Here is a 26,422-nt window from a genome sequence, read left to right on the forward strand (position 1 = left end):
GAGGTCGGGTTCGTCTACCAGTTTCATCACCTCCTGCCAGAGTTCACGGCGCTCGAAAACGTCGTGCTGCCGCAACTCATCTTGGGGCTTGGCCGCAGGGAAGCCGAGGACCGTTCGAAGGAGCTTCTGGGCAATCTTGGCCTGAGCGAGCGTTGGGATCATCGGCCGGCGCAGCTTTCCGGGGGTGAGCAGCAGCGGGTCGCCATTGCGCGGGCGGTCGCAAACGGGCCAAAAGTGCTGTTGGCCGACGAGCCGACCGGCAACCTCGATCCACCCACAGCAGACCGCGTGTTCGAGCAGTTGCTCTTGCTCGTGCGCCAATCCGGGGTCGCCGCAGTGATCGCCACCCACAATCTGGACCTCGCCGCCCGCATGAACCGCGTCTTACGCCTTTCCGACGGACTTCTCGTGGAGGAGGAGATCGCCGTCCGCAGCATTGCGGTCCAGTAGACACCCGGGTAACAAGTCAGCCTTGCTGTCGGAACAAAATAAGAACATTCTTAGGGGTGGATAGCTGGGATGGCGGCGCATGCTTCGTTGCCGCCTCTTGCGAATCCGGCGGTAATGATCGCTCGGTCAGACCAGGAGAAAACGCGTGGCGAAGAGCGCAGCCCCTTTCGTGCATCTGAGAGTGCACTCGGCGTACTCGCTGCTGGAAGGGGCACTGCCGATTGCGCGACTCGCGGCGCTCGCGAAGGCCGACGGCACCCCCGCCATGGCGCTCACCGATTCGAACAACCTCTTCGGTGCGCTTGAGTTCTCGACCTACATGGCAGAGGCTGGCGTGCAACCGATCATTGGCTGCACCCTGAACCTCACCTTCTCCAGCGAGGCTAAGCCGACGCCGGGATCGGACATGCGCTTGCGGAGCGAAGGCCGCATCGCAGTTATTGCCAAGGACGACCGCGGCTACGCAAACCTCATGCGGCTCTCCAGTGCCGCCTATCTTGCGGCTGCGGAAACCGGAGAGGTGGTCACCTCGATTGCCGACCTCGCGCAATACACCGAAGGCCTGATTGCGCTGACCGGAGGTCCCGATGGCGTCATCGATCTGGCTCTGGCGGAGAACAATCTCGATGTCGCGCATGCGCGCCTGGAGGCATTGCACACGCTCTTCGGAGACAGACTCTATGTCGAGATTCAGCGGCATGGCTTGCAGCGGGAGAGGGCGGTCGAGCCTCTACTCCTGAAACTTGCCTATGACAGCGACCTGCCCATTGTCGCCGCCAACGAGCCCTATTTCGGAACGGTCGAGGACTACGAGGCGCATGACGCGCTGCTCTGCATCGCGGCGGGAAGCTATGTCGCCGTCGACGAACGCCGCCGCTTAAGTCCGGAGCACTATTTCAAATCCTCCGAGCAGATGCGGCAGCTCTTCGCCGATCTGCCGGAAGCTCTCGACAACACAGTCGAGATCGCGCAGCGCTGCTCCTACCGCCCCACCGAACGCACACCGATGTTGCCGCAATCCTTGCCTGGCAGCGTGACCGGTGCCGCGCAGGCGGAGATCGAGGCCGCCGAACTGAGGCGTCAGGCCGATACGGGGTTGGCGGCGCGCATCGCGCAGGATGGTGTTGCCGCCGGGTCTAACGAGAAGGCTTACGCCGAGAGGCTGGCCTTCGAGCTCGATGTCATCACCTGGATGAATTATCAGGGCTACTTCCTCATCGTCGCCGACTTCATCCAGTGGTCGAAGGCGCACGGCATCCCGGTGGGCCCGGGGCGCGGATCGGGCGCGGGGTCTCTAGTCGCCTACGCGCTGACCATCACCGACCTCGATCCCATCCGGTTTGGGCTTCTTTTTGAGCGGTTCCTCAATCCGGAACGCGTGTCCATGCCCGACTTCGACATCGACTTCTGCCAGGACCGCCGCGATGAGGTGATCGCTTATGTGCGCGAGCGCTACGGCCAAGACCGTGTCGCTCATATCATCACCTTCGGTAAGCTACAGGCGCGCGCCGTGCTGCGCGACGTCGGCCGCGTGCTGCAAATGCCCTATGGCCAGGTCGATCGTCTCTGCAAGCTCGTGCCCAATAACCCTGCCAATCCCGTCACTCTGGGCCAGGCAATCGCCGGCGAGCCGCGCCTGCAGGAATCCCGCGATCAGGAGCCGATCGTGGCCAAACTGCTCGATATCGGCCAGCGCCTGGAGGGGCTCTACCGCCACGCCTCCACCCATGCCGCCGGCGTCGTCATTGCCGACCGGCCGCTGACCGAGATCGTCCCGCTTTACCGCGACGCGCGCGCCCAACTCCCGGCAACGCAATTCAACATGAAATGGGTCGAGGCCGCAGGCCTGGTGAAATTCGATTTTCTCGGCCTCAAAACCCTGACGGTGATCGAGACAGCGCGGCAGCACCTTGCCCGCGCGGACATTGCGCTGGATCCCGCGCGCCTGCCGCTCGACGATACCCCGACCTACGAGCTACTCCAGGCGGGCGATACGGTGGGCGTGTTCCAGCTCGAAGGTCAGGGCATGCGTGATGCGCTGCGCAAGCTCAAGCCCGACCGCTTCGAGGACATCATCGCGATCGTGGCCCTGTACCGGCCGGGTCCGATGGACAACATCGATACTTACGTCAATCGCAAACACGGCCGCGAGCAGATCGAAACGCTTCATCCCTCGATCCAACCGATTCTGGACGAGACGTATGGCGTCATCATCTACCAGGAGCAGGTGATGCAGATCGCTCAGGTTCTCTCCGGCTACTCGTTGGGCGAGGCCGATCTGCTGCGGCGCGCGATGGGCAAAAAGATCAAGGCGGAAATGACCGCGCAGCGAAAGCGCTTCGTCGAAGGCGCTATTGCAAACGGGGTCGACCGCTCACGCGCCGACTATATTTTCGAGCTCGTCGCGAAATTCGCCGGCTACGGCTTCAATAAGTCTCACGCCGCAGCCTACGCTCTCATCGCCTATCAGACCGCCTACCTCAAGGCGAACCACGCCACGGAGTTCATCGCCGCCTCCATGACCCTGGACGTCGGCAACGCCGACAAGCTTAATGGCTTTGCCCAGGAGGCACGTCGTCTTGGCATTCGTATCGAGCCGCCCTCGGTCAACCATTCCGCGGTCGGCTTCCTGCCGAGCGAAGACGCGATCCGATACTCCCTCGCCGCGCTGAAGAATGTCGGGCGGCAGGCCGTCGAGCATCTCTGCGAGGAACGCGCCGCCAACGGCGCCTTCCGCGATCTCGGCGACTTTGCACGTCGGCTCAATCCGCGCTTCGTGAATAAGCGTGCCCTGGAGACCATCGCCGCCGCCGGCGGTTTGGATGAACTCGGCATCGATCGCGCCACGGCCTTTGCCAATGTCGATCGCATGATCGCGACCGGGAATCGTTTCGTGGAGGCGAGCACGGAGGGCCAAGACGATCTCTTCTCCGGCGGCAGCAGTCCTGCCGCTTCCATCGAATTTCGCGCCGCCAAGCCCTGGCTTCCCGTCGACCGTCTCTCGCGCGAATTCGAGGCGGTCGGGTTTTTCCTCACCGGTCACCCCCTCGACGACTATCAGGAGGTGCTGGAAGCCCTCGGAGCGGAGACTTGGGCCGAATTCTCGGCCGAAGCCCGCGTGCGTCGCGTCGTGGGTACGCTCGCCGGCACCGTGCTTTCAGCACGCGAGCGCAAGGGCAAGACCGGCAATGCGTATGCCTTTGCGGCCTTCTCCGAGCCGACCGGCCAATTCGAGGCTGTTCTTTTTTCCGAGGTCCTGGCCGCCTCCCGGGATCTGTTGGTCCCCGGCACCCCGGTGCTCCTCGAGGTCGAGGCGGAAGCCGACGGTGAGACCGTGAAGGTGCGCGTCCAGCGCATCACGTCGCTCGAACGCGCCGCCGAGGGCCGGCAGGCCGGCATGAAGATTTACTTGGAAGATACAAGGGCGCTTCCGTCGCTTGCCGAGCAGATGGGGGCAGGCGGCGGCAAGGGGCAGCTTCGCCTGGTCGTCCGCCTTGACGACGTATCGCGGGAGGTCGAGTTCGTCCTACCGAAGGGGATCGACGCCACCCCCAAGCAAAGAAGCGCTTTGCAGCTCGTACAGGGTGTGGCCACCATTCGGGCCCTCTAGCCGGCCCCTTTGGAGGCAGCGGCAAGCCCTTGCCAATGGCGGATTGCCTCCGTATAACCCGCTCATCTCACACGCAGGATTTCAGCGTCGCTGGGTCTGGTTTCCCTCGCCCTATCGCTCGCTCCGGTGACCGGATGATACCCGGTCTCATTCCTGCGGCGGCAGAACCGGAAAAAGGAGCAAGCAGTCCCATGGCACTGCCCAATGTTACTATGCGTCAGCTTCTTGAAGCTGGCGTGCATTTTGGTCATCAGACCCATCGCTGGAACCCGAAGATGGAATCGTACATCTATGGGTCCCGCAACAACATCCACATCATCGACCTGACGCAGACGGTGCCGCTGTTGCACCAGGCTTTGGTCACGGTCGCTGATGTCGTCGCGCGCGGCGGTCGCGTTCTCTTCGTCGGCACCAAGCGCCAGGCATCGGAAGCTATCGCGGAGTCCGCACGTTCCTGCGCGCAATATTACATCAATCACCGCTGGCTTGGCGGGACGCTCACGAATTGGCGCACCATTTCCAATTCCATCAAGCGGCTCAAGTCTCTCGAGGAACTCTTCTCCGGCGAAGCTCACGGGCTGACCAAGAAAGAGCTGCTGCAGTTGACACGTGAGAAGGAAAAGCTTGAGCGGGCGCTTGGCGGCATCAAGGACATGGGTGCGCTGCCGGACCTCATCTTCGTGATCGACACCAATAAAGAGGCGATCGCGATCGCCGAAGCGCGCAAGCTCAATATCCCCGTCGTTGCGGTGGTGGATTCGAATTGCGATCCGGAAGGCATCACCTTCCCGATCCCCGGCAATGACGACGCCGGCCGCGCGATAACGCTCTATTGCGACGTCATCGCCCGCGCCGCGATTGATGGTATCGAGCGCGCCCAGAGCTCAGTCGGCATGGATCTCGGCGCTGGAGACGAACTTTCCGAGCCGGCCTTGAACGCCGAGGGCGAGAGACCGGGTCAGGCCGATCGTCGGCCGCCGCGCAAGAAGACCGGACGTGGACCTGGCAGCAATAGAGGCCGCCCGGAAGCGAACACAGCCTCGCCCGCCAAGGACGCGGACGCCCCGGCACTGGCTCCCGATATGGCCGAACCGAGCGCCGCCGAGCCGCAGCCCGAGGCTGCCGAGGAAAGCGCATAACGATTGGCTGCAACTCCAACACATTAGCGGCTGAGGCGAGTATGGCGACGATAACGGCGAATATGGTCAAGGACCTGCGCGACAAGACAGGCGCGGGCATGATGGACTGCAAGGCGGCCCTGAATGAGAACGCTGGCGACATGGAGGCCGCGGTCGATTGGCTGCGCACCAAAGGGCTTGCCAAGGCCGCGAAGAAGGCCGGCCGGGTAGCCGCGGAAGGCTTGATCGGAATTGCATCCGAAGGCAATGAGGCTGCGCTCGTCGAGGTCAACTCCGAGACCGACTTCGTCGCTCGCAATGACAAGTTCCAGGACATGGTCGGCACCGTTGCCACGACCGCGCTGAAGACCAAGGGCGATGTGGCAAAGCTGGAACAGGCCAAATACGGAAGCAGCAAGGAAACCGTCGCCGAGACCATCAAGGAATTGGTGGGCTCGATCGGCGAGAACATGACGCTTCGCCGCGCGGCCTATCTCGGCGCGGACAAGGGCGTTGTCGCGAGCTACGTGCACAACACGATCGCACCCAATCTCGGCCGGATCGGCGTGATCGTTGCGCTGGAGTCCTCGGGAGATTCCGACAGGCTGATGGCTGTCGGCCGGCAAGTTGCGATGCATATCGCTGCTGCCAATCCGCAGAGCATCGATGTCGCCAGTCTCGACAAGGCCCTGGTGGAACGTGAGCGCGCCGTGCTCGCGGAGCAGGCCAGGGAATCCGGCAAGCCCGACAATGTCATCGAAAAGATGGTCGAAGGCCGCTTGCGGAAATACTATGAGGAGGTGGTTCTCCTTGCGCAGCCCTTTGTCCTTGATCCCGAGAAAACCGTGGCTGACGCTCTCGCCGCCAGCGAAAAGGACATCGGCGGGCCCATCAAGGTCACGGGCTTCCATCGCTTTGCGCTGGGTGAGGGGATCGAGCGGGCCGATAGCGACTTCGCGGCGGAAGTTGCCGCTGTGGCGTCTGGATCATAAGGTCATCGCGCTACGCCACCGATTCGATGGCGTAGCGGCACACGCAGGTCTTCCAAGCCTTGCCGCCGGACACCGAGCTCATGGCGAAACACAGTGCGGCCGCACCGCTCCTTTTCCAAAAGGTGCTCGTAAAGCTGTCGGGCGAAGCCCTGATGGGCGCGAACGGCTACGGAATCGACGTTGGCGTGCTCGACCGGGTCGCGGGCGACCTTGGCGAGGCGGCCGAGCTCGGCGTCAAGCTCTGCGTTGTCGTGGGCGGCGGCAACATCTATCGCGGTCTTGCAGGCGCGACGAACGGCATGGACCGGGCCACCGGCGACTATATGGGCATGCTGGCCACCATCATGAACGGCCTCGCTTTGGCGAATACCCTGCAAGCTAAGGGCCTTCAGGCCAGGGTAATGTCCGCGATACCGATGCCCACCGTTTGCGAGTCCTTTGTACGGTCACGCGCGCTGCATCACCTGGAGGCAGATCGGGTGGTGATCTTCGTCGGCGGTACCGGTAATCCCTTTTTCACCACCGATACGGCTGCGGTTCTCCGCGCCGCTGAGATGGACTGTGATGCCCTCCTCAAGGGCACCCAGGTCGACGGCGTCTATAACGCGGATCCTGCAAAGTCGCCTGACGCCAAGCGGTTTGACCGCCTGACCTATAACTACGTTCTGGAAAAGGACTTGCGCATCATGGATGGGGCTGCGATCGCCCTTGCCCGAGACAATCGGATTCCGATAATTGTCTTTTCCATCAAGAAGCAAGGTGGTTTGGCTGAGCTATTGCTAGGCAAAGGGTCCTCAACCACCATCGACGGTGGCAGAGGCGAGTAGCGCTTGCGAAGTCTGAACAAGGGCTTGGCCAGATCGTAAAGCCGGCGGAGTCGGTCGGGGAGGCAGCGTATGTCCAGTTTTGACCTCAGCGAACTCGAACGCCGCATGCGCGGCGCCGCCGCCGTGTTAAAGCAGGAATTCGGCGGCTTGCGCACGGGCCGTGCAAGCGCAAGCTTGCTCGATCCGATTATGGTCAATGCCTACGGCAACCCGATGCCTCTTAACCAACTCGCGACCGTCAACGTGCCGGAACCCCGGATGATCACCGTGCAGGTCTGGGATCGCAGCCAGACAGCGGCGGTCGAAAAGGCCATCCGCGAGTCGGATCTCGGTCTCAATCCCCAGGTCGAAGGCCAGACCTTGCGGCTGCCTATCCCTGAGCTTAACCAGGAGCGGCGCCAGGAGCTTGTCAAAGTCGCGCACAAATACGCAGAGCAAGCGCGCGTCGCCGTGCGCAACGTCCGCCGCGATGGCATGGAGCACCTGAAGCGTGCGGAAAAGGACGCCGAGATCGGCAAGGACGAGCACCACACGCTCGCAACCAAGGTTCAAGACTTGACCGATAAGGTCATCAGAGAGATCGACGAAGCCCTCGCGGGCAAGGAAGCCGAAATCATGCAGGTTTAGCCGGGAAGGGAGCAGCTAAACGTGACGCTTGCGATGGATAAGCTCGCTTGGTCGAGCAGCGACGGACGGGGTCTCCATGTAGCAATTATCATGGATGGCAACGGACGTTGGGCGGCCGAGCGTGGGCTTCCGCGAACCGAAGGCCACCGCCAAGGCGTCGAGAGCGTCCGTCGCACCGTCAAGGCGGCGCTCGAAACTGGCGTAAGCCATCTCACGCTCTTCAGCTTCTCGTCCGAAAACTGGTCGCGGCCCAAACAGGAAATCCAATTCCTGTTCGGGCTGATGCGCCGCTTCGTGCAGCGCGACCTCGCGGATCTGCTCAAGCAGGGCGTTAAGATCCTCGTCATCGGCTCGCGCGACGGCCTCGAAGCCGACGTGCTGCGCCTCATTGACGATGCGGTTCTGCTCACGAGGGAGAACACGACGCTCAATCTGACGATCGCCTTCAATTACGGCGCGCGCGACGAGATCGCCCGTGCGGCGCGGCGCATCGCCGAGGAGGTGGCGCGGGGCTCTCTCGCTGCCGCCGACATCACACCGGAATGCTTTGGCACCTATCTCGACACGTCGGATTTGCCCGACCCCGATCTCCTGATCCGCACCAGCGGCGAACTGCGCTTGAGCAATTTTCTGTTGTGGCAACTCGCATACAGCGAGTTTGTGTTCGTCGACTCCTACTGGCCAGACTTCACGCAAGAAGCCTTCGAAGCGGCGATCACCGAATATCAAAGTCGCAGCCGGCGCTTTGGCGGAACCTCCGCGAGATCGACCGCGTGACGCGAGCCCAACCGCTCGCTCGCAAGCAGAAAAAAAAGAATAGACCGGAGTTGCTGCTACGGATGGCCTCCGCCGTTGTCCTCGCGGCCGTCGCCATCACCGCGACCCTCGCGAGCATTTGGAGCTTCCTCGTCCTTGTTCTCGCAGCCAGCGTCGCTATGGCGTGGGAGTGGGGCCGGCTCATCAGAGGCACTGGGCAGGATACTGTTGCCTTGGTGCAGATCGTCTCGGTCGCGGCCGCCGCTATTTTGGTCGTCATTGGACACGCTCAATACGGACTCTCCCTGCTCGCGACTGCCATTGTCGCGATCGCTGTTACCGACAAGCCTAGAGAGCGCGCCCTATGGTCCTCTGCCGGGGTCGCCTATGCCGGATTGCCTGTGACGGCGTTGCTCTGGATCCGCGGCGACGAGGCTCTCGGCGCTATCGCGATCATCTTTGTGCTTGTGATCGCCTGGACCACGGACACCGTCTCCTATGCGGCTGGCATGCTTGGCGGGCCCAAGCTCGCCCCGCGCATCTCGCCCAAGAAGACCTGGAGCGGCTTCATAATTGGGTCGGTTACGCCTGCTCTTATCGGCTATGCTTTTGCTTATGGCGTGACCGGAACTTCCGCCTGGCGGTTGGCGCTTCTCAGCATCGTTCTCGCGCTCGCCTGCCAGTTCGGGGATCTCATGGAGAGCGCGGTTAAACGGCGCTTTGGAACGAAGGATATGAGTCAGCTCATTCCCGGTCACGGAGGCCTGCTCGATCGCATCGACGGCTTTTTGCTGGCCGCAGCGATCGCAGGACTTATTGCCCTGCGTGATCCGGCCAACCCGGCAAGCGGCCTTCTGATTTGGTAGCTCCAGTGACACCCTTGCTGTCGATTCGCACCGAGCCCAGAGCCCATGCGGCGCCGCGGCGCATCTCCGTGCTCGGCGCGACAGGCTCCGTTGGTGAAAGCACGCTTGATCTCATTGGGCGCAATGCCGCCTCCTATCGGGTCGTGGCGCTGACCGGCGGCCGCAATGCCTCGCGCCTTGCGGAACTCGCCATCCGCCACCGGGCCCAACTTGCGGTGATCTCCGATGAGCATTGCTACGCGGAATTGTGCGCGGCGCTCGCCGGCACCGGTATCGAAACGGCGTCAGGCAACGAAGCGCTGCTCGATGCGGCAGAGCGGCCCGCGGATTGGATCATGGCTGCCATCGTTGGGGTGGCCGGGTTACAGCCCACGCTCCGCGCTGTGCGGCAGGGCACCTGCACGGCACTCGCCAATAAGGAATGCCTTGTCTCCGCCGGCGCAATCTTCATGGCGGAGGTGGCGCGCCACAGCACGACCCTGCTTCCCGTCGACTCCGAGCACTCCGCCGCATTGCAGGTGATGCGCGGCGCCGCGCCGGACGAGATCGAAAAGGTCTACCTCACCGCGTCGGGCGGGCCCTTCCGGAGCTGGACCCGCGAGGCAATGGCGGAAGCGCGGATCGAGCAGGCCCTTCAGCACCCGAATTGGTCCATGGGGCGCAAGGTCACCCTCGACTCGGCGACGCTTATGAACAAGGGGCTAGAACTTCTCGAAGCGCATCATCTCTTCTCTCTCGCCCCAGAGCAGCTCGATGTCCTGATCCATCCCCAGTCCATGGTGCACTGCCTCGTCTACTACCGCGACGGCTCGGTATTGGCGCAGATGAGTTGCCCTGACATGCGCACCCCCATCGCCTACAGCCTTGCTTGGCCGGAGCGCATGGACGTCCCGACGAAGCGCCTCGATCTCGCCGAGGCGGGCACGCTCACCTTTGAGGCTCCCGATCCGGAGCGGTTTCCGGCCCTTCGTCTGGCGCGGCAAACGCTTTCGGCGGGCCGGAGTGCGGGCACCGTGTTCAACGCCGCCAACGAAGTGGCCGGTGAGGCCTTTTTCGAAGAGCGAATCGGATTTCTCGCTATCGTAGCCTTGGTTGAGGCGACCATGGACATTGCCGCGGATCTCACCGCACTCACGCCGGCGAGCGTAGATGATGTTCTGGCCATCGACGCAGAGGCCAGGCAGCGCGCGTTAAGCCTCTTGCCGCGGTTTGCATCGCGGCGATGAGCGGGCTAAGAAGCGTCAAAATTCAAGGATAACACCCGGTATGGACACGATAATCAACCTTGCCGGCATCGGCGACAGCGTTCTTGGCTATCTGGTTCCCTTCCTGTTCGTCCTGACCCTCGTCGTCTTCTTCCACGAGCTTGGCCATTTTCTCGTGGCGCGATGGTGCGGCATCGGCGTGAAGGTTTTCTCGATCGGATTCGGGCCGGAGATTTTCGGCTTCAATGATCGGCACGGCACCCGCTGGCGCCTGTCCTGGATCCCGCTTGGCGGCTACGTCAAATTCATCGATGACGACAATGTCGCCAGTGCCGGACAGAAGTCCCTGGATAGTTTATCCCCGGAAGACTGCGCGCGCAGCTTCCAGGCAAAGCCGGTCTCCGCCCGGGCCGCCGTTGTGGCGGCCGGTCCGATCGCGAATTTCATTCTCGCCATCGTCATTTTTACGGCCATCTTCTCGCTGTTCGGGGAACGCGTCACCGCTGCAAAGGTCGACGTCGTCAACCCCGGGACAGCCGCGGCGCGCGCTGGCTTTGTGGCGGGCGACACGGTCATCAGCATCGACGGACAGAAGATCGAGAGCTTCGGGGAGATGCAGCGAATCGTGGGCACGAGTCCGGATCGCGATCTGCATTTCGTCGTCGAGCGGGGTGGCAAGACCGTCGAGATCGTGGCCACGCCCGAACGGAAAGAGATCACCGACCGATTCGGCAACACCCTGCGCATAGGTCTTCTGGGCATCCAGCGCACAGCGGCGCCGGACAATTGGACCTTGCAGCGGCACGATCCCATCACCGCCTTCGGCATGGCGGTCAAGGAATGTTACTTCGTGGTCACCCGGTCCCTCGGCTATCTTTATGACGTCGTCACAGGCCGCGAAGCTGCCGATCAGCTTGGTGGCCCTATCCGGATCGCACAAGTTTCTGGGCAGGTAGCAACGGCCGGCTTTGTCGCGCTCCTTAACTTGGCTGCCATAATTTCGGTGAGCATCGGGTTGTTGAATTTATTCCCTATACCTATGCTCGATGGCGGCCACCTTTTGTTTTACGGTATAGAAGGTCTTAGGGGCCGGCCGCTGAGCGAATATAGCCAGGAGATCGGATTCCGTATTGGTCTCGCCTTCGTGCTTATGCTAATGGTCTTCGCGACCTGGAATGACCTGATTCACTTGAAGTTTCTGTGAGTAGGCCTGACTGGCGCTAGCGGTGGAAACGGGGAAGTTGCCGCCGCTAACGTGAAGGTGGGAATCTAAAATCGGCCACAAACAAATGGCCACTTGCGATCCCAGGGTGCAGCGTGTTTTGGGGGATCGGCGTGAGGGGACAACACCAGTAATGGTGCGGGTTATGTTCGCCCGAGGACTGTTCGCGGTCCTCTTAGCGTGGGGTATTGTCCCGCTGTCGCTGGGTATTAGCGTCGGCCTGGGCGACTTCTCCGCTTTTGCCCAAAGCGCGGGGCCTATTCAGAACATTCGCGTCATCGGCAATAAGCGAGTCGAGCCCGAGACGGTCCGCTCCTATCTCACCTTTGCCTCCGGCGACTCATACAACCCCGCGCAGATCGACGAATCTCTCAAGGCGCTGTTCGCCACCGGTCTCTTTCAGGACGTTCGCATTCGCCGCGAAGGCGCGACCATCGTCATCATCGTGGTTGAGAACCCGATCGTGAACCGCGTCGCCTTTGAGGGGAACAAGGAGATTGAAGACGACACCTTGACAGCTGAAGTTCAGCTGAAGCCGCGCGCCGTCTACACGCGCGCCCGGGTCCAAGCCGACGTTCAGCGCATTCTCGGCCTTTACCGCCGTCAGGGGTCCTACGGGGCTCAGGTAAATCCTCAGATTATCAATCTCGACAACAACCGCATCGACGTGGTGTTCGAGATCAATGAAGGTCCGACGACGAAGGTCAGAGCTATCAACTTCATTGGCAATTCCGCCTTCAGCGATTCGCAGCTTCGCTACGTGGTCAGCACGACGCAGACCAACCTGCTGAGCTTCCTGAAGAGCACCAACATTTACGATCCCGACCGGCTCAATCTTGACCGCGAGCTGCTGCGTCAGTTCTATCTCAAGAACGGATACGCCGATGCGCGCATCCTATCGGCGTCTGCGGACCTCGACGCCGACGGCCGCGGCTTTTTCGTCACATTCACGATCGACGAGGGCGAACGTTACCGCTTCGGCAATATCGACATCGAAAGCGCGCTTCCGTCGCTGAATATCGATGGCTTGCGGCGCTCCATCCTCGTCCGACCCGGGCGCGTTTATAATGCCGAGAAGGTCGAAAAGACCGTTGAGGCGCTGACGATCGCGACCTCCAACCAAGGCTATTCCTTTGGGCAGGTGAAGCCCCGGTTCGAGCGCGACGAGTCGACCCACACAATGGGCGTCATCTTCGTCATCGACGAGGGTCCGCGCGTCTACATCGAACGCATCAACATCGTCGGCAATTTCCGTACTCATGACGACGTGATCAGGCGCCAGTTTCGGGTCGCGGAAGGCGACGCCTATAACCGCCTCCTGGTCGAGGCCGCGCGCAAACGGTTACGCAATCTCGGCTTCTTCAAGAGCGTTGAAATCGAGACCGAGCCCGGCGGCTCTCCTGACCGCGTCAACCTGGTGGTGAACGTGGTCGAGCAGCCCACCGGCGAACTGTCCTTCGGCGCAGGCTACAGCACGAGCGAAGGCGTGATTGGCGATATCAGCATCACCGAGCGTAATCTCATGGGCCGCGGTCAATATGTCCGGCTCGGCTTCTCCGGAAGCCTGGAGCGGGCGCAGGTCGACTTCAGCTTTACCGAGCCGCGCTTCCTCGACCGTAACCTCGCCGCGGGCTTCGATCTCTTCCACAAGGAAATCGACTTCCGCGACGTCGCCTCCTTCAAGCAGAGAGATACCGGCGGCGCCCTGCGCCTTGGCTTCCCCGTCGCCGAAGATACTCAGCTTGGCTTGCGCTATCGCTTCGAGCGCGAAGAGATCTACGACGTCGCCGGCAATGCATCGCTGGCGGTGAAGGAGTCTGCAGGCGTCGCCAATGTGTCGAGCCTCGGCTACACCGTTGCCTACGACACGCGCAACATTCCGGCATCGCCCACGAGCGGCGTGTTCGTTTCGTTCTCGCAAGATCTCGCCGGTATCGGCGGCGACGTGAATTACATCAGGTCCGTGGCCGACGCTCGTGGCTATTATCCCATCACCAATAAGATCACCCTGGTCGGGCGCGCTCAAGGTGGCGTGATTGAAGGCTGGGGCGGTGACGATGTACGCATGACCGACTTGTTCTTCAAGGGCGGCGAAACCGTCAGAGGTTTCAAGCGCGCCGGTATTGGTCCGCGTGACGCGTGCGAAAGTCCCATCGACGGCGACAGGGTCGGCAACTGCCGCAGAGACGCCCTCGGCGGCAAGGTCTATTGGGCGACGACAGCGGAAATACGCTTCCCATTTCCATTGATCCCGGAAAATCTCGGCATGCAGGGCGCCGTGTTTGTGGATGCGGGCTCACTGTATGACCCGAGCGACTTTGCTCTGAACGCCGTGGCGAGAGAGGGAAGTTTCATTCTCAACTCCTCCGACATACGCATGTCGACCGGCTTCAGCATCATCTGGCAGTCCCCGCTTGGTCCGTTGCGCGCCGATATCGCCGAGGCTCTCCTCAAGGCCGACTTTGACGAAACCGAGCTTTTCCGCTTCGGCGCGTCAACGAACTTCTAAAACATCTGACATCGGTCTATGCCTTTGCGTTGGTCCTGGCGAAAAGGCTCGACGCGGGAAATTTGATGGAACATCCGGGTTTCTTTGAGCGCGCGGGTCCGTTTCCGCTTCGCGCCATCGCGGACGCTGTCGAGGGGAAGCCGGCTTCGGACGCCGACCTCGAGCTTGAGATCAAGGATGTTAGGCCCCTGGACGATGCCGGTCCCGGCGACATTTCCTTTCTCGACAATCCGAAATACCAGCCTCTCTTTGCTAACACGGGGGCGAGCGCCTGCTTGGTCGCTCCAAAATTCGCACATCAGGGGCCAGCGGGAACAGTGTGCCTTGTAACGCCGGAGCCTTACCGCGCGTTTGCGCGGGTACTTGCCCTGTTCTACCCCGACGCCCTTAAGCCGAAGGCAGCCCTCGCCAATGCCGCCGATGGCGCCGGCGACATTCATCCGAGCGCCGTGCTCGAAGAGGGCGTGACGGTAGAGCCGGGGGCTGTCGTCGGAAAAGAGGCCAATATCGGTCGCGGGACGACCATCGCGGCCGGCAGCGTGATCGGCTATCGCGTTTATATTGGCCGGGATTGCTATATCGGGCCGAATGCCACCGTGACCCATAGCCTGATCGGCAACCTGGTCACTGTCCACGCCGGGACCGCAATCGGCCAGGATGGCTTTGGCTTCGCCATGGGCCGGACGGGGCACCTGAAAGTGCCCCAGATCGGCCGCGTCATCGTCCAGGACCAAGTGGAGATCGGCGCCAATACCACCATCGACCGGGGGGCCTTGCGCGACACCATTATCGGGGAGGGCACGAAGATTGATAACCTTGTGCAAATTGGGCACAACGTGGTCATAGGCAGGCATTGCGTTATCGTGTCGCAAACTGGTATCTCCGGGAGTTGCGAGCTCGGCGATTTCGTGGCTCTGGGCGGTCAGGTGGGCGTGGTCGGCCATGTTAAGATCGGCGCTGGCGCACAGATCGCGGCATCGAGTAACGTGAGCGGGGACATCCCGCCGGGCGTGCGCTGGGGCGGAACTCCTGCCAAGCCTATGCGGCTTTGGTTCAGGGAAATCACGCTTCTACGCCAACTGGCGGAGCGTAAAGACATCAAGCTCGGTTCGAGCGAGAAGGACGGCGATTAAGGTAGCGCTCGCACCCCGCAAAGGGTTGGTGCTACCGTTTTGGAGTTGATAGGAATGAACGAAAGCGCAGCAAAAAAGAAGCTCGATACGGCTGAAATTACCGATATCATGCGGCTTCTCCCGCATCGCTACCCGTTTCTTCTCGTCGACCGCATCATCGAGATGGACGGCGACCGTTCCGCAATCGGCATCAAGAACGTCACGGCAAACGAGCCTTGCTTCCAGGGTCATTTTCCGGGCAATCCCGTGATGCCGGGCGTGCTGTTGATCGAAGGCATGGCGCAGACGGCGGGCGCTCTTTGCATGCGCTTCCTCGAAGAGTTTAAGGAACCGCCGTTGGTGTATTTCATGGCGATAAATAGAGCGCGCTTCCGCAAGCCCGTCGTGCCGGGCGACACCGTCCACTACCATGTGCAGAAAATGCGCAATCGCGGTCGGGTCTGGCGGTTCCGCGCTCAGGCGCGCGTCGAGGGGACCGTGGCCGCAGAGGCCGAGGTCAGCGCCGTCATCATCGATGAGCCGATGATTCCTACGCTCTAAAGTCTCAGGTCATGGTCAAAATTCATCCGACCGCCTTGGTCGATTCTTCGGCTGACCTGGGAGCCGACGTTACGGTTGGACCGTTTTGCGTGGTCGGCCCCGACGTCAAGCTTGGCGACGGCGTGGTGCTGCATTCTCATGTCGCCATCACCGGTCGCAGCACGCTCGGCGAGAACTGTCAGGTTTATCCTTTCGCCTCGATCGGCACACCGCCACAAGACCAGAAATACAAGGGCGAGCCGAACAGCCTAACCGTTGGTGCCCATACGGTGATCCGGGAACACGTGACGATCAATCCCGGCACGCCAAGCGGCGACACGGTCACGCGCGTTGGATCGAATTGTTTTCTCTTGGTCGGGGCTCATATCGCCCATGACTGTCAAGTGGGAGACAACGTTCTCATGGTCAACGGTTCGATGATCGCAGGTCATGTCTCACTCGGCGACCGCGCAATCCTCGGCGGCCTTTCCGCGGTGCATCAATATGTGCGCATCGGGGCCTATGCCTTTATCGGCGGCGTGACCGGCGTCACAGCCGACGTCATTCCGTTCGGCATGGCCGTGGGCAACCGCGCCTCCCTGCAAGGCCTCAATTTGGTGGGCTTACGTCGCAACGGCTTTTCGAGGCAACAGATTCAAGAGCTTCGCCAAGCCTACCGCCTTCTGTTCGCAAACGAAGGGACGCTGCTTGAGCGGTTGGAGCAGGTGGAGACCAGTTTTACTGGCAACGTGCTGGTGAAACAGGTCGTCGATTTCATGACGTCTCATTCCGACCGCTCCTTCTGCGTACCGGACATTAGCGCTGCATCCAGCCAGGTTTGATGGGCGAGGGGGCGATCGTGCCCGCAGAGAACATCTCGCAAGGCCCTCTTGGGATCATTGCAGGCAACGGCGCTCTTCCTTGCGCCGTCGCGGAATCGTTGATCGCCTCCGGCCGCGACGTCCACATCATCGGCATCCGCGGCGAAGCGCTGCCGGCCATCCAGAGTTATCCGCACACTTGGATCAAATGGGGCGAGGTCGGCAAGCTGTTCGTCACCCTGCAGGGGCATGGCTGTCGCGACCTCGTCATCATAGGCGGCGTAAAACGGCCGGATCTCGCGAACATCAAATTCGATTTCGGCGCCATCAAGAGCCTGCCTTTTATTCTGAGCCTCACGATCGGCGGCGACGACCACGTGCTTTCCAGCGTGGTCCGCTACATCGAAGGCAAAGGGTATCGCGTCCGTGGGGCGGGCGACGTCGCGCCGGAGCTTTTGGTCCCAAAGGGACGACTGACCGGCAAGGGCCCTTCCAAAGACGATGAAGCCGATATCGAGACCGCGCTTCGCGTCGTCGATGCCCTAGGACGGCTCGACGTGGGACAGGGCGCAGTCGTGGCCAAAGGCCACGTGCTGGCGGTCGAGGCCGCTGAGGGCACCGATGCCATGCTCGAGCGTTGCGCCGAGCTTCGCAAGCGGAGAGTGCGCAGGAAGGGAGGCCTTTCCGGCGTCCTCGTGAAGGCCCCAAAACCGGGGCAGGAGGAGCGCGTGGATATGCCCGCCATCGGGCCGAACACGCTGCGACATGCTGCGTCTGCCGGCCTCGCCGGTGTCGCGGTCGCAGCGGGCCGCGTCCTCTTGGCAGATCGGGAGGCAACGATTTCCACGGCTAACGAGCTTGGTCTTTTTCTCGTCGGCCTGGACTGGCCGCCTCTTGCCGATGGCTAGCCAAGATCGCCATCAACTGGTTGAAGGGCGCCCGTTGCGGGTTTTCCTGATCGCCGGGGAGCATTCCGGTGACGCGCTCGGCGGCAAGCTCATCGAGGCTCTTCGCAGGCTGTCCCGCCATCCGATTGAGCTTGCAGGTATCGGTGGCGAACTTATGGAAGAGCAGGGCTGTAGATCGCTTTTCCCGCTGGAGGAACTGGCGGTCATGAGCCCCCTCGACGTCCTGCCTCGGCTGAGAAGTATCTATCGCCGCATGCGGCAGGCGGTCGACGCCGTGCTGATCTTCCAGCCGAACGTCCTCGTGATCCTCGACAGCCCCGAGTTCACTCACCAAGTTGCAAGGCGCGTGCGCCACCGCAACCCGCAAATTCCCATTGTTGATTACGTGTCTCCAAGCGTCTGGGCATGGCGGCCCTGGCGCGCACGAAGCATGCTCCGTTATGTCGACCACGTCATGGCTATCCTCCCCTTCGAGCCCGAAGTCTATGTTCGCCTCGGCGGCCCTCCATGCAGCTATGTCGGCCATCCGCTTATAGAGAAGCTCGATTGGATCGATGCACTCGATGCGCAAGGCTTGCGCGAGCGTCTCGGCATTGCTTTGGACAGCAAGGTTCTCGTAGTGCTCCCCAGCAACAGGGGAAGCGAGGTCAAACGCTTGATGGACACGTTCGGTGAGACCCTACGTGTCCTCCAAGAGAGGATCGGCCCGTTCGAGGTCATCCTACCGGTCGTAAGCACCGTGCGGATGTTGATCGATGAACGCTTGCAGTCCTGGCCGCTCCGGCCGCATCTTGTCACCGGTGAGACCGATAAGTTCACCGCGATGAGGCTTGCGACCGCGGCGCTCGCGGCGTCGGGCACCGTCACGCTCGAACTTTCCCTCGCGGGCACACCGATGGCCGTAGCCTACCGCGTCGATCCAATTGCGAGGCGGCTGCGCTTTCTGTTGATTGCGCCGGCGGTCGCGCTGCCCAATCTTATTCTCGGCGATAAGATATTTCCTGAACTACTCCAGGAGGACTGCACGGCAGAGAACCTCGCCGACGCGCTCGCGCCGCTGATGCAGGGAGGATCCTTGCGGGACGCACAATTGCCCGCGCTCGCGCAGGTGCGGAGCGAGATGTCGATAGAAGGCGACGAACCGAGCAAGCAGGCTGCCAAAATCGTGCTCGATTACGCGCTATCAGGTAGCCTTCGCTTAGCTCAAAACCGCATCAACGGGCATTGATCGGGAGATAAGCGCGCTCGGTCGGTCCCGTGTAGAGCTGTCGCGGCCTGCCGATACGCTGCAGGGGGTCCTCGATCATCTCCTTCCACTGTGCGATCCATCCGACCGTCCGGGCGATGGCGAACAACACCGTGAACATATCGGTCGGGAAGCCGAGGGCCTTGAGCGTGATCCCTGAATAGAAGTCGATATTGGGATAGAGCTTCTTCTCGATGAAATATTCGTCCGAGAGGGCAATACGCTCAAGCTCGAGGGCAACTTTGAGGATGGGATCGTCGCGATGGCCGACGGCCGCCAGAACCTCGTGGCAGGTCTTCTGCATGATTCGCGCGCGAGGGTCGTAGTTCTTATAGACGCGGTGGCCAAAGCCCATGAGCCGGAACGAGTCGTTCTTATCCTTGGCGCGCTTGATGAACTCGGGGATGCGGTCCACGCCGCCGATCTGCTCCAGCATCATCAGCGCCGCTTCGTTGGCGCCGCCATGGGCCGGTCCCCAGAGACAGGCAATGCCGGCGGAGATGCAGGCGAAGGGATTGGCTCCGGAGGAGCCTGCAAGCCGCACCGTTGAGGTCGAAGCGTTCTGCTCGTGATCGGCGTGCAGGATGAAGATGCGGTCCATCGCCCGTGCGAGCACGGGATCTGCTTTGTACTCCTCGCACGGCACCGCGAAGCACATATGGAGGAAGTTCGCCGAGTAATCGAGTTCGTTGCGCGGATAGACGAAAGGCTGCCCGATCGAATATTTGTAGGCCATCGCCGCGATGGTCGGCATTTTGGCGAGCATGCGGACGCTCGCCATCTCGCGCTGCGAAGGATCCTGAATGTCGATGGAGTCGTGATAGAACGCGGACAGCGCGCCGACGACGCCCACCATGACAGCCATGGGGTGCGCGTCGCGCCGGAACCCCGTGTAGAACTTCGTCATCTGCTCATGCACCATGGTGTGGCGCGTGATGCATTTGTTGAATTCATCGTACTGTTCGGCGGTCGGCAACTCGCCGTAGAGAAGGAGGTAACAGGTCTCCAGGAAGTCCCCACTCTCGGCGAGCTCATCGATCGGATAGCCGCGATAGAGCAGCACGCCCTTGTCGCCGTCGATATAGGTGATCTTCGACTCACAACTCGCCGTCGACGTGAAGCCCGGGTCGTAGGTGAAATAACCTGTCGTCTGGTACAGCGACGTAATGTCTATAACGTCGGGACCTACCGTTCCTCTGCGGATCGGAAGGTCCTGTGTTGCCCCGTCGACCTGGATGGACGCCTCGGCGACCCCGGGCGGACGGAGGTAGCTTTCTGCGACGCTCATAAGAACCCTCCTACCCGAATTGAAAAGCAGATTACGCCCCGTAAGAGCACGCATTTTGCCAGCATTTCTTGCCTCGGCGAAACCGCTTTTTTGCACTGCCACATAATCATGTCGATTTTGCCGCAGTGCAACAACTAAGCGTGCCTAAACTTTAGGCCGAATCTGTTTGCGAAACCTGATCACGGAGACGTCCCAGCGCTTCTTCGCGTCCCAACACCGTTAATACATCAAAAATTCCGGGCGAAGTCGTCTTGCCCGTTAGGGCGGCGCGAAGAGGTTGAGCCACTTTTCCGAGCTTCAGGCCGGTTTCATCCGCCAACGTCCTTATGCTGGCTTCAAGCGTTTCCGCGCTCCAAAGTGTCACCTGTTCAAGCCGCGGCAATAAGGCCGCAAGCGTTTCCCGCCCAGCGTCATCCAGGAGCTTGGCCGCCTGCGGATCGATTATGAGGGGTCGCTTCGCGAAGATGTAGGCGGCGTTGTCGAGCAACTCAACGAGGGTCTTGGCGCGTTCCTTAAGCCCAGGCATCGCCAGTTCAAGTTTTCGCCAGCCATCGTCATCGATGCGACTGGCAAGCTCGTCACCATCGGGGAGATGTGGCAAAAGCTCTTTTAGGCGCGCGACGATCTCCGCCTCGGGGGTCGCACGCAGATAGTGACCATTGAGGTTCTCGAGCTTGGCGAAATCGAAGCGTGCTGCGGAGCGGCCGACGGCATCGAGATCGAACCACTCGACCATTTCGTCGGTCGACATGATCTCCGCGTCGCCATGACTCCAGCCAAGCCGCACCAGATAGTTCCGCAACGCGTCCGGGAGATAGCCCATGGCGCGATAGGCCTCGACGCCGAGCGCGCCGTGACGCTTGGAAAGCTTCGCGCCGTCCGGCCCGTGGATGAGGGGCACATGGGCAAAGATCGGCGTTTCCCAACCAATCGCCTTGTAGATCTGGGTCTGCCGTGCCGCATTGGTGAGGTGGTCGTCGCCGCGAATGATGTGCGTGATGGCCATGTCATGGTCGTCGACCACGACCGACAGCATGTAAGTCGGCGTGCCGTCGCTTCGCAGCAGGACCAGATCGTCGAGATCCTTGTTGGCGAAAACGACCCGGCCCTGCACACGGTCCTCGATGACGATCTCGCCCTCGCGCGGAGCCTTGAAGCGAATGGCGGGCGCGGCATCGGCGGGTGCCTCGGTGGCGTCGCGTTCGCGCCAGGTGCCGTCATAGCCGGGCGCGCGGCCTTCTTCTCGTGCTCGCTCACGCATCGCCTGAAGCTCCTCCGCCGTCGCGTAGCAGCGATAGGCGTTGCCTTGCGCCAACAGCTGCTCGGCCACCTCGCGATGCCGCTCCGCGCGGGTCAGTTGGTAGACCGGCTCGCCGTCCCATTCGAGTTCGAGCCAACGCAGGCCGTCGAGAATGGACAGAATAGCGCCCTCGGTGGACCGCGCCTGGTCGGTGTCCTCAATGCGGAGGAGCATCTTGCCCCCCTTGGCTTTTGCATAAAGCCAGTTGAAAAGCGCGGTACGCGCCCCTCCGATATGCAGATAGCCCGTGGGCGAGGGCGCAAAGCGCGTGATGACCTTGTCGCTCATAGGCTCGGGCAGGCTCCGCTTAAAGGATGGGGATGTGACGCACGCTGATGTAGCATAGGGGGCAGATGCGGGTAAGGGCGGGCCTCCTAGGCGTTGCGCTGAGCATCGAGCATGACGGTGGGGTGGGAAAAAGAGGGACGGGCCGACCAGGCGGGCGTACAGCCCCGCGGCGGGTTACTGTCTCGTCTGTTGCAAGCCATGGCCGGCGCGCTGGAAGGCGAGGCCGACCGTTGGTTCTTGTGGCTCCCTGTCCTCTTCGCCTCCGGGATTCTCGTTTATTTCGCCCGCCGAACCTGATCCGCGACTGGCCATTGCGATGTTGCTTGCCGGTATCGGAGCCTGCATCGCGTTCCGCGATGTCCGCATCGGCATCGCCCTGGGCGGTGCGGTGCTTGCGATCGCCGCCGGCTTCGGCACGGCGAAACTTCGCACCGATTTCGTGCGGGCGCCGGTGCTTGCCAAAGAGCTTCGCTATGTGGAGCCGAAAGGCTGGGTCGAGAGCCATGAGCTTCGCGACAAAAAACGAATAAGGCTGACGCTCAGGGTCATCGCGCTCGCCGAGGTACCACCGGACGGGAATCGAGTCCGGCAATGCCATCGCCCTTAGAGCGACGCTGCAGCCGTTCAGCTGCGGCGGCTATCGGCGCTCGCTCGGCCACACAGCACCACCCCGGACAGACGAGAGAAGGGCACAACCAAACTTCCAGAGACTTGCGTGCGCTTCGTAAAGCCGTAACGCGTAACCAACAGGTCGGTCGAGAGGTGTTGAAGAAGCCCTGGTGCCGATTGACAACATGGCGAACAGTTTTTGGCTTGCATCGAGCGCAGCGTCGAGGGCCTTATGGACATAATCGGGAAGCTCCTCGACGCGTTCAGCCCGCAGGAATGCGTTAATTACTTCGCCGCCGCCAGCTATGACTTGGTTATGATCCCCTCTAGGTCTCAGGCCGACTACGGTCCGGGTGTGGCGATGGCGGTTGGCATCATAGCCACGATCGGCGATGAGATGTCGAACCGGACCTGCCGCCTCGATCAGATTCGCGTGGGGCGGTCAGACCACAAAAATCCATGTCCTGACGGATGTTTTGGGGCGTCCGGCGGTCATTCGGCTCACCCCTGGCAATGTCAGCGACATCCACGTTGCCGACGATCAAGCCAATGGCCTGCATCTTCGCCCCCTTTACCGCCATGGGCGGAGCGGTGCGCCTTTACGTAGGTTGCGTCGATTGATGCCGTGGCCCCGATCCAACCGGCCTCGACCAGGGCTTGCAGAATGCGCTGCCAGATGCGCCGGCGAGACCAGCGATTGAAGCGATTGTAGATCGTGGTGCGGGGACCATACACCGCTGGGCAGTCCCGCCACCGGCATCCGCTCTTCACGCGCCGATCGTCGACACGCCGGGCGCCCGGTTGATTCTTCGGCAGATGCGGTTCGATCGCTGCCCAAGCCTCATCGTTCAGCCAAAAAAGATACCCCATTGCCCCCTCCAAGTCCGCCATTCGGAGGCAGGGAATCTGATTTGTTAACGCTGCGCAACAACCTGATTGGGTTCAGACCCTAGTAGCGGCGGAGCAGTCCGACCAGCCGTCCCTGCACCCGGACACGGTCTGGACCGAAGATGCGCGTCTCGTAAGACGGGTTGGCAGCCTCAAGCGCGATGGAATCGCCGCGCCGGCGCAGCCGCTTTAGCGTTGCTTCTTCCTCATCCACCAGGGCCACGACGATATCGCCGTTATTGGCGTCCTCGCATTTGCGCACGATGATCGTGTCGCCTTCGAGAATGCCGGCATCGATCATGGAATCGCCCTTCACCTCGAGCGCATAGTGCTCGCCCTTGGAGAGAAGCTCCGGCGGCACTTCGATGGTGCTGAGCCGTGTTTGGATGGCCTGGACGGGAACGCCCGCCGCGATGCGGCCCATCACCGGGACGGACACGGTTTGCGGCAGGCTTTCGCCGTCGACGACTTGCGGTACCCGGCCAAGACTTCCCTCGATCACGCTGGGCGAGAAGCCACGCGAACGGGCGACCGCGCCCTGAGGCACAGAATCGGGCAAGCGGACAATCTCCATGGCCCGGGCGCGATGGGGAAGGCGCCGCAAAAAGCCGCGCTCCTCAAGGGCTGTGATCAGCCTGTGGATGCCGGATTTAGACTTGAGGTCGAGAGCCTCCTTCATTTCGTCGAAGGACGGAGGAACGCCGGATTCCTTCAAACGCTCATGAATGAACATAAGAAGCTCTTTTTGCTTCGTCGTGAGCATCTGGTCCCCTTTGAGCGATGAGGCGTGGCGCCCCTGTACAAACCATGAACACGTTATCTGTTCTGTTTGTGTTCCGCAAGTCTAAAGCCAGAAAGGCAGCGAACACGGTCTGTCACCCGTTGCTGGGGTGATTCTGGTTGCTGAGGGCTTAACTGGCCTCGAGAGGGATAATCTTGACCCGGGCGCCTTGGCGGGCTGGGGGGGCATCGGCGGCGCGCACGATAAGGCAGTCGGCGCTGGCAAAAGCGGCAACTAGCGAGCTGTCCTGCGAAGGCAGGGGGCGCACGACGCGTTCGCCCGCCGAACTCCAAGCTGACACGGCCCGCATATAGTGCTCACGGGCCCCGTTGGCTTCGAGATCCTCTCCCAGCAGCGCGTCGGGGCTTGGCCGCGTCTCCGGGGCAACGCCCAGCATGCGCCGGAGCATAGGCAGAAGGAACACATGGGCGCAGACCAGCGCGGAGACCGGGTTCCCCGGCAGGCCGAGCAAGCGCGTGGATCCGAGCCGCCCATAGAGCAAAGGGTTGCCCGGCCGCATGGCAACCTTCCAGAAATCGAGTTTGAGTCCCTCGGATTTGAGGGCACTTGCCACGAGGTCTCGATCGCCGACCGAGGCGCCGCCGATGGTCACGAGGATATCGGCAGCGCTGCCGGCGCGCGCGAGTGTCACTAGGCTCTCAGGATCGTCCTTGGCGATGCCGAGGCTTAGGGCCTCGCCGCCCTCATTTTCGATCATCGCCGCAAGTCCGTAAGGCACCGACGACACGATCTGGTCCGGCGCAAGCGCGGTGCCGGGTGGCATGATCTCATCGCCCGTCGCCAGGATTGCGACCTTGGGCTTACGTCGCACCGTAAGCTCCGCATGGTTCATGGCCGCTGCAAGCATGAGCTCGCGCGGGCCGAGCCGGGTGCCGGCGTGAAGGAGAATCTCGCCCTGATTGAAGTCCTGTCCACGCGGGCGAATATGGCGGCCGGGCTCTGTCTCCGTCACGGTGACGACGCCAACGGCCGCCTCGGCATTTTCCTGAATGACGATCGTGTCTGCTCCATTCGGCACCGGCGCCCCGGTGAAAATCCGAACCGTTTGCCCGCGCCGGACGTCACCCTTGAAGCCGGCTCCCGCCGCGGACTCGCCGATCAGCTGGAGCGTGGCGGGGAGGGTGACGACGTCCTCCGCGCGCACGGCGTAGCCATCCATGGCCGAGGCATCGAATGGCGGCTGCGTGAGTCTCGCCGCCAAATCCTCAGCAAGCACGCGTCCATGCGCCTCAGTAAGGGCGACGGTTTCCGTGTCGAGTGGTGTCAGCCCATCAAGGATGCGGGCGAGCGCGTCGGCCACAGAGAGGAGAGCCATCAGCGTCCGGCCGTGTACATCTCGGCCTTGAAGTCGCCGGAGCGGCCACCACTCTTCTCCAGGAGGCGAATGCCCGAGAACGACATCGCCCGGTCGACGGCTTTGCACATATCGTAAATCGTGAGGCAAGCGATCGAGACAGCGGTGAGGGCTTCCATCTCCACCCCGGTCTTGCCGTCGACCTTCGTGAGCGCTTGGACGCGTATGCCGACGGGATCGCGACGAGGCTCGAAATCGACCGTGACTTGCGTCAGGGGCAGGGGATGGCAAAGCGGGATCAGCTCAGAGGTCCGCTTCGCCGCCATGATGCCCGCGATGCGGGCCGTCGCCAAGACGTCGCCCTTCTCCGCGCTGCCGGCAAGGATGAGATCGAGCGTCTCCGCCGCCATCGCGACAAATCCTTCCGCTACGGCGACGCGTGACGTGACGTCTTTCGCCGAGACGTCGACCATGCGCGCCTCGCCCTTGTCGTTGAGGTGGCTGAGCCGCGCGCTCATTGTGCCGCCCCGGCGGCTGCGTCGGCTCCCAGCAAAGCCCGCGTGGCCGCCGCAACGTCATACTGACGCATTAGGCTCTCGCCGACGAGGGCGGCATGCACGCCACACCCGGCGAGGCGCTTGAGATCCGCATGCGTGAATATCCCGCTTTCTGAAATCACGATGCGATCGGGAGGCACCAGCGGGGCGAGCGCCTCGGTTACGGCAAGCGCGGTGTCGAAGGTCTTTAAGTTACGATTGTTGATGCCGATCAGCTCAAGGTCCAGCGCCAGAGCGCGGTTAAGCTCGGCCTCATCATGGACCTCGACGAGAACATCCATGCCGAGATCGCCTGCGGCATCGGCAAGAGCGCGCGCCGCAGCGTCCTCGACGGCGGCCATGATGACCAGGATGCAATCGGCGCCCCAGGCACGAGCTTCCAGCACCTGATACGGATCGAGCATGAAGTCCTTGCGTAGCACTGGAAGGCGGGTGGCCTCGCGCGCAACCGTGAGGAAAGCCGGGTGGCCTTGGAAGGAGGGGGTGTCGGTGAGCACCGAGAGGCAGGCCGCGCCGCCAGCCTCGTAGGCCCGCGCCAGTGCGGGCGGATCGAAGTCGGCGCGGATCAAGCCTTTGGAGGGGCTCGC

Annotated in this window: 23 protein-coding genes and 2 pseudogenes; 18 read left to right on the forward strand and 7 right to left on the reverse strand. The window is 62.0% G+C overall.

All coding sequences use genetic code 11. The features are described from left to right. The 16 genes and pseudogenes from ACR2J1_RS00350 to lpxB all read left to right on the forward strand — a co-directional run. Positions 1-450: ABC transporter ATP-binding protein (locus ACR2J1_RS00350; protein WP_434017353.1), on the forward strand; the 450-nt coding region annotated here is incomplete at its 5' end. Positions 451-595: 145 nt separating this feature from the next. Then, complete coding sequence (dnaE, locus tag ACR2J1_RS00355) at positions 596-4,060, forward strand: DNA polymerase III subunit alpha (RefSeq protein ID WP_434017354.1); 3,465 nt, start codon at positions 596-598, stop codon at positions 4,058-4,060. A gap of 191 nt (positions 4,061-4,251) precedes the next feature. Next, positions 4,252-4,998, forward strand: a pseudogene (gene rpsB, locus ACR2J1_RS00360) (30S ribosomal protein S2); the annotation flags it as partial. Positions 4,999-5,240: 242 nt separating this feature from the next. Next, the gene (gene tsf, locus ACR2J1_RS00365; RefSeq protein ID WP_434017355.1) at positions 5,241-6,170 is read left to right on the forward strand and encodes a translation elongation factor Ts; all 930 of its coding nucleotides are present in this window, start codon (positions 5,241-5,243) and stop codon (positions 6,168-6,170) included. An 80-nt stretch (positions 6,171-6,250) separates the two neighbouring features. After that, positions 6,251-6,997: a UMP kinase gene (gene pyrH, locus ACR2J1_RS00370; RefSeq protein ID WP_434017356.1), complete on the forward strand. Its 747-nt coding sequence runs from the start codon at positions 6,251-6,253 to the stop codon at positions 6,995-6,997. Positions 6,998-7,066: 69 nt separating this feature from the next. Further along, positions 7,067-7,624: a ribosome recycling factor gene (gene frr, locus ACR2J1_RS00375; RefSeq protein ID WP_434017357.1), complete on the forward strand. Its 558-nt coding sequence runs from the start codon at positions 7,067-7,069 to the stop codon at positions 7,622-7,624. Positions 7,625-7,657: 33 nt separating this feature from the next. Beyond that, entirely contained in the window at positions 7,658-8,401 is a 744-nt protein-coding gene (locus ACR2J1_RS00380; protein WP_434017375.1) for an isoprenyl transferase, read from the forward strand. Between the two features lie 62 nt (positions 8,402-8,463). Beyond that, the gene (locus ACR2J1_RS00385) at positions 8,464-9,246 is read left to right on the forward strand and encodes a phosphatidate cytidylyltransferase (RefSeq protein ID WP_434017358.1); all 783 of its coding nucleotides are present in this window, start codon (positions 8,464-8,466) and stop codon (positions 9,244-9,246) included. 14 nt (positions 9,247-9,260) lie between these two features. After that, a complete protein-coding gene (gene dxr, locus ACR2J1_RS00390) occupies positions 9,261-10,472 on the forward strand; it encodes a 1-deoxy-D-xylulose-5-phosphate reductoisomerase (RefSeq protein WP_434017359.1) in 1,212 nt (403 codons plus the stop codon). A gap of 40 nt (positions 10,473-10,512) precedes the next feature. Beyond that, positions 10,513-11,655 carry an RIP metalloprotease RseP gene (gene rseP, locus ACR2J1_RS00395; protein ID WP_434017360.1) on the forward strand — a complete coding sequence of 381 codons (1,143 nt, stop codon included), beginning with the start codon at positions 10,513-10,515 and terminating at the stop codon, positions 11,653-11,655. Between the two features lie 163 nt (positions 11,656-11,818). Beyond that, positions 11,819-14,182 (forward strand): outer membrane protein assembly factor BamA, encoded by a 2,364-nt coding sequence (bamA, locus tag ACR2J1_RS00400; RefSeq protein WP_434017361.1) that lies wholly within the window; start codon positions 11,819-11,821, stop codon positions 14,180-14,182. Between the two features lie 65 nt (positions 14,183-14,247). Beyond that, positions 14,248-15,315, forward strand: coding sequence for a UDP-3-O-(3-hydroxymyristoyl)glucosamine N-acyltransferase (gene lpxD, locus ACR2J1_RS00405; protein ID WP_434017362.1), 1,068 nt, complete (start codon positions 14,248-14,250; stop codon positions 15,313-15,315). A 54-nt stretch (positions 15,316-15,369) separates the two neighbouring features. Further along, positions 15,370-15,855, forward strand: a complete 486-nt coding sequence (gene fabZ / locus ACR2J1_RS00410; protein ID WP_434017363.1) for a 3-hydroxyacyl-ACP dehydratase FabZ — start codon at positions 15,370-15,372, stop codon at positions 15,853-15,855. Between the two features lie 11 nt (positions 15,856-15,866). Further along, positions 15,867-16,676 carry an acyl-ACP--UDP-N-acetylglucosamine O-acyltransferase gene (gene lpxA, locus ACR2J1_RS00415; protein ID WP_434017364.1) on the forward strand — a complete coding sequence of 270 codons (810 nt, stop codon included), beginning with the start codon at positions 15,867-15,869 and terminating at the stop codon, positions 16,674-16,676. Positions 16,677-16,693: 17 nt separating this feature from the next. Further along, positions 16,694-17,563, forward strand: coding sequence for an LpxI family protein (locus ACR2J1_RS00420; protein WP_434017365.1), 870 nt, complete (start codon positions 16,694-16,696; stop codon positions 17,561-17,563). Next, positions 17,556-18,791, forward strand: coding sequence for a lipid-A-disaccharide synthase (lpxB, locus tag ACR2J1_RS00425; RefSeq protein ID WP_434017366.1), 1,236 nt, complete (start codon positions 17,556-17,558; stop codon positions 18,789-18,791). Before ACR2J1_RS00420 ends, lpxB begins: the two co-directional genes overlap by 8 nt. Here lpxB and gltA read toward each other — a convergent pair. Then, positions 18,778-20,097: a citrate synthase gene (gene gltA / locus ACR2J1_RS00430; protein WP_434017367.1), complete on the reverse strand. Its 1,320-nt coding sequence runs from the start codon at positions 20,095-20,097 to the stop codon at positions 18,778-18,780. The genes lpxB and gltA overlap by 14 nt on opposite strands. A gap of 151 nt (positions 20,098-20,248) precedes the next feature. Beyond that, complete coding sequence (gltX, locus tag ACR2J1_RS00435; protein ID WP_434017368.1) at positions 20,249-21,685, reverse strand: glutamate--tRNA ligase; 1,437 nt, start codon at positions 21,683-21,685, stop codon at positions 20,249-20,251. A 316-nt stretch (positions 21,686-22,001) separates the two neighbouring features. Between gltX and ACR2J1_RS00440 the strand changes: the two genes are divergently transcribed. Together ACR2J1_RS00440 and ACR2J1_RS00445 are read left to right on the forward strand one after the other, a co-directional pair. Further along, positions 22,002-22,292 carry a hypothetical protein gene (locus ACR2J1_RS00440; protein ID WP_434017369.1) on the forward strand — a complete coding sequence of 97 codons (291 nt, stop codon included), beginning with the start codon at positions 22,002-22,004 and terminating at the stop codon, positions 22,290-22,292. A 439-nt stretch (positions 22,293-22,731) separates the two neighbouring features. After that, a pseudogene (locus ACR2J1_RS00445) lies at positions 22,732-22,830 on the forward strand (IS5/IS1182 family transposase); the annotation flags it as partial. Here the strand turns inward: ACR2J1_RS00445 and ACR2J1_RS00450 are convergent. From ACR2J1_RS00450 to trpC, 5 genes are all read right to left on the reverse strand, one after another. Then, complete coding sequence (locus ACR2J1_RS00450) at positions 22,811-23,185, reverse strand: transposase (protein WP_434017370.1); 375 nt, start codon at positions 23,183-23,185, stop codon at positions 22,811-22,813. The pseudogene ACR2J1_RS00445 and the gene ACR2J1_RS00450 overlap by 20 nt on opposite strands. Positions 23,186-23,243: 58 nt before the next feature. Next, entirely contained in the window at positions 23,244-23,945 is a 702-nt protein-coding gene (gene lexA, locus ACR2J1_RS00455; RefSeq protein ID WP_434017371.1) for a transcriptional repressor LexA, read from the reverse strand. Between the two features lie 148 nt (positions 23,946-24,093). Next, entirely contained in the window at positions 24,094-25,299 is a 1,206-nt protein-coding gene (locus ACR2J1_RS00460) for a molybdopterin molybdotransferase MoeA (RefSeq protein WP_434017372.1), read from the reverse strand. Next, positions 25,299-25,796, reverse strand: a complete 498-nt coding sequence (moaC, locus tag ACR2J1_RS00465) for a cyclic pyranopterin monophosphate synthase MoaC (protein WP_434017373.1) — start codon at positions 25,794-25,796, stop codon at positions 25,299-25,301. The genes ACR2J1_RS00460 and moaC overlap by 1 nt, the downstream gene beginning before the upstream one ends. Beyond that, a partial coding sequence (trpC, locus tag ACR2J1_RS00470) for an indole-3-glycerol phosphate synthase TrpC (RefSeq protein ID WP_434017374.1) occupies positions 25,793-26,422 on the reverse strand: 630 nt, incomplete at its 5' end. The genes moaC and trpC, both read right to left, overlap by 4 nt.

This window comes from Methyloceanibacter sp. (genome assembly GCF_050999895.1).
In the GTDB taxonomy this organism is placed as follows: Bacteria; Pseudomonadota; Alphaproteobacteria; order Rhizobiales; family Methyloligellaceae; genus Methyloceanibacter.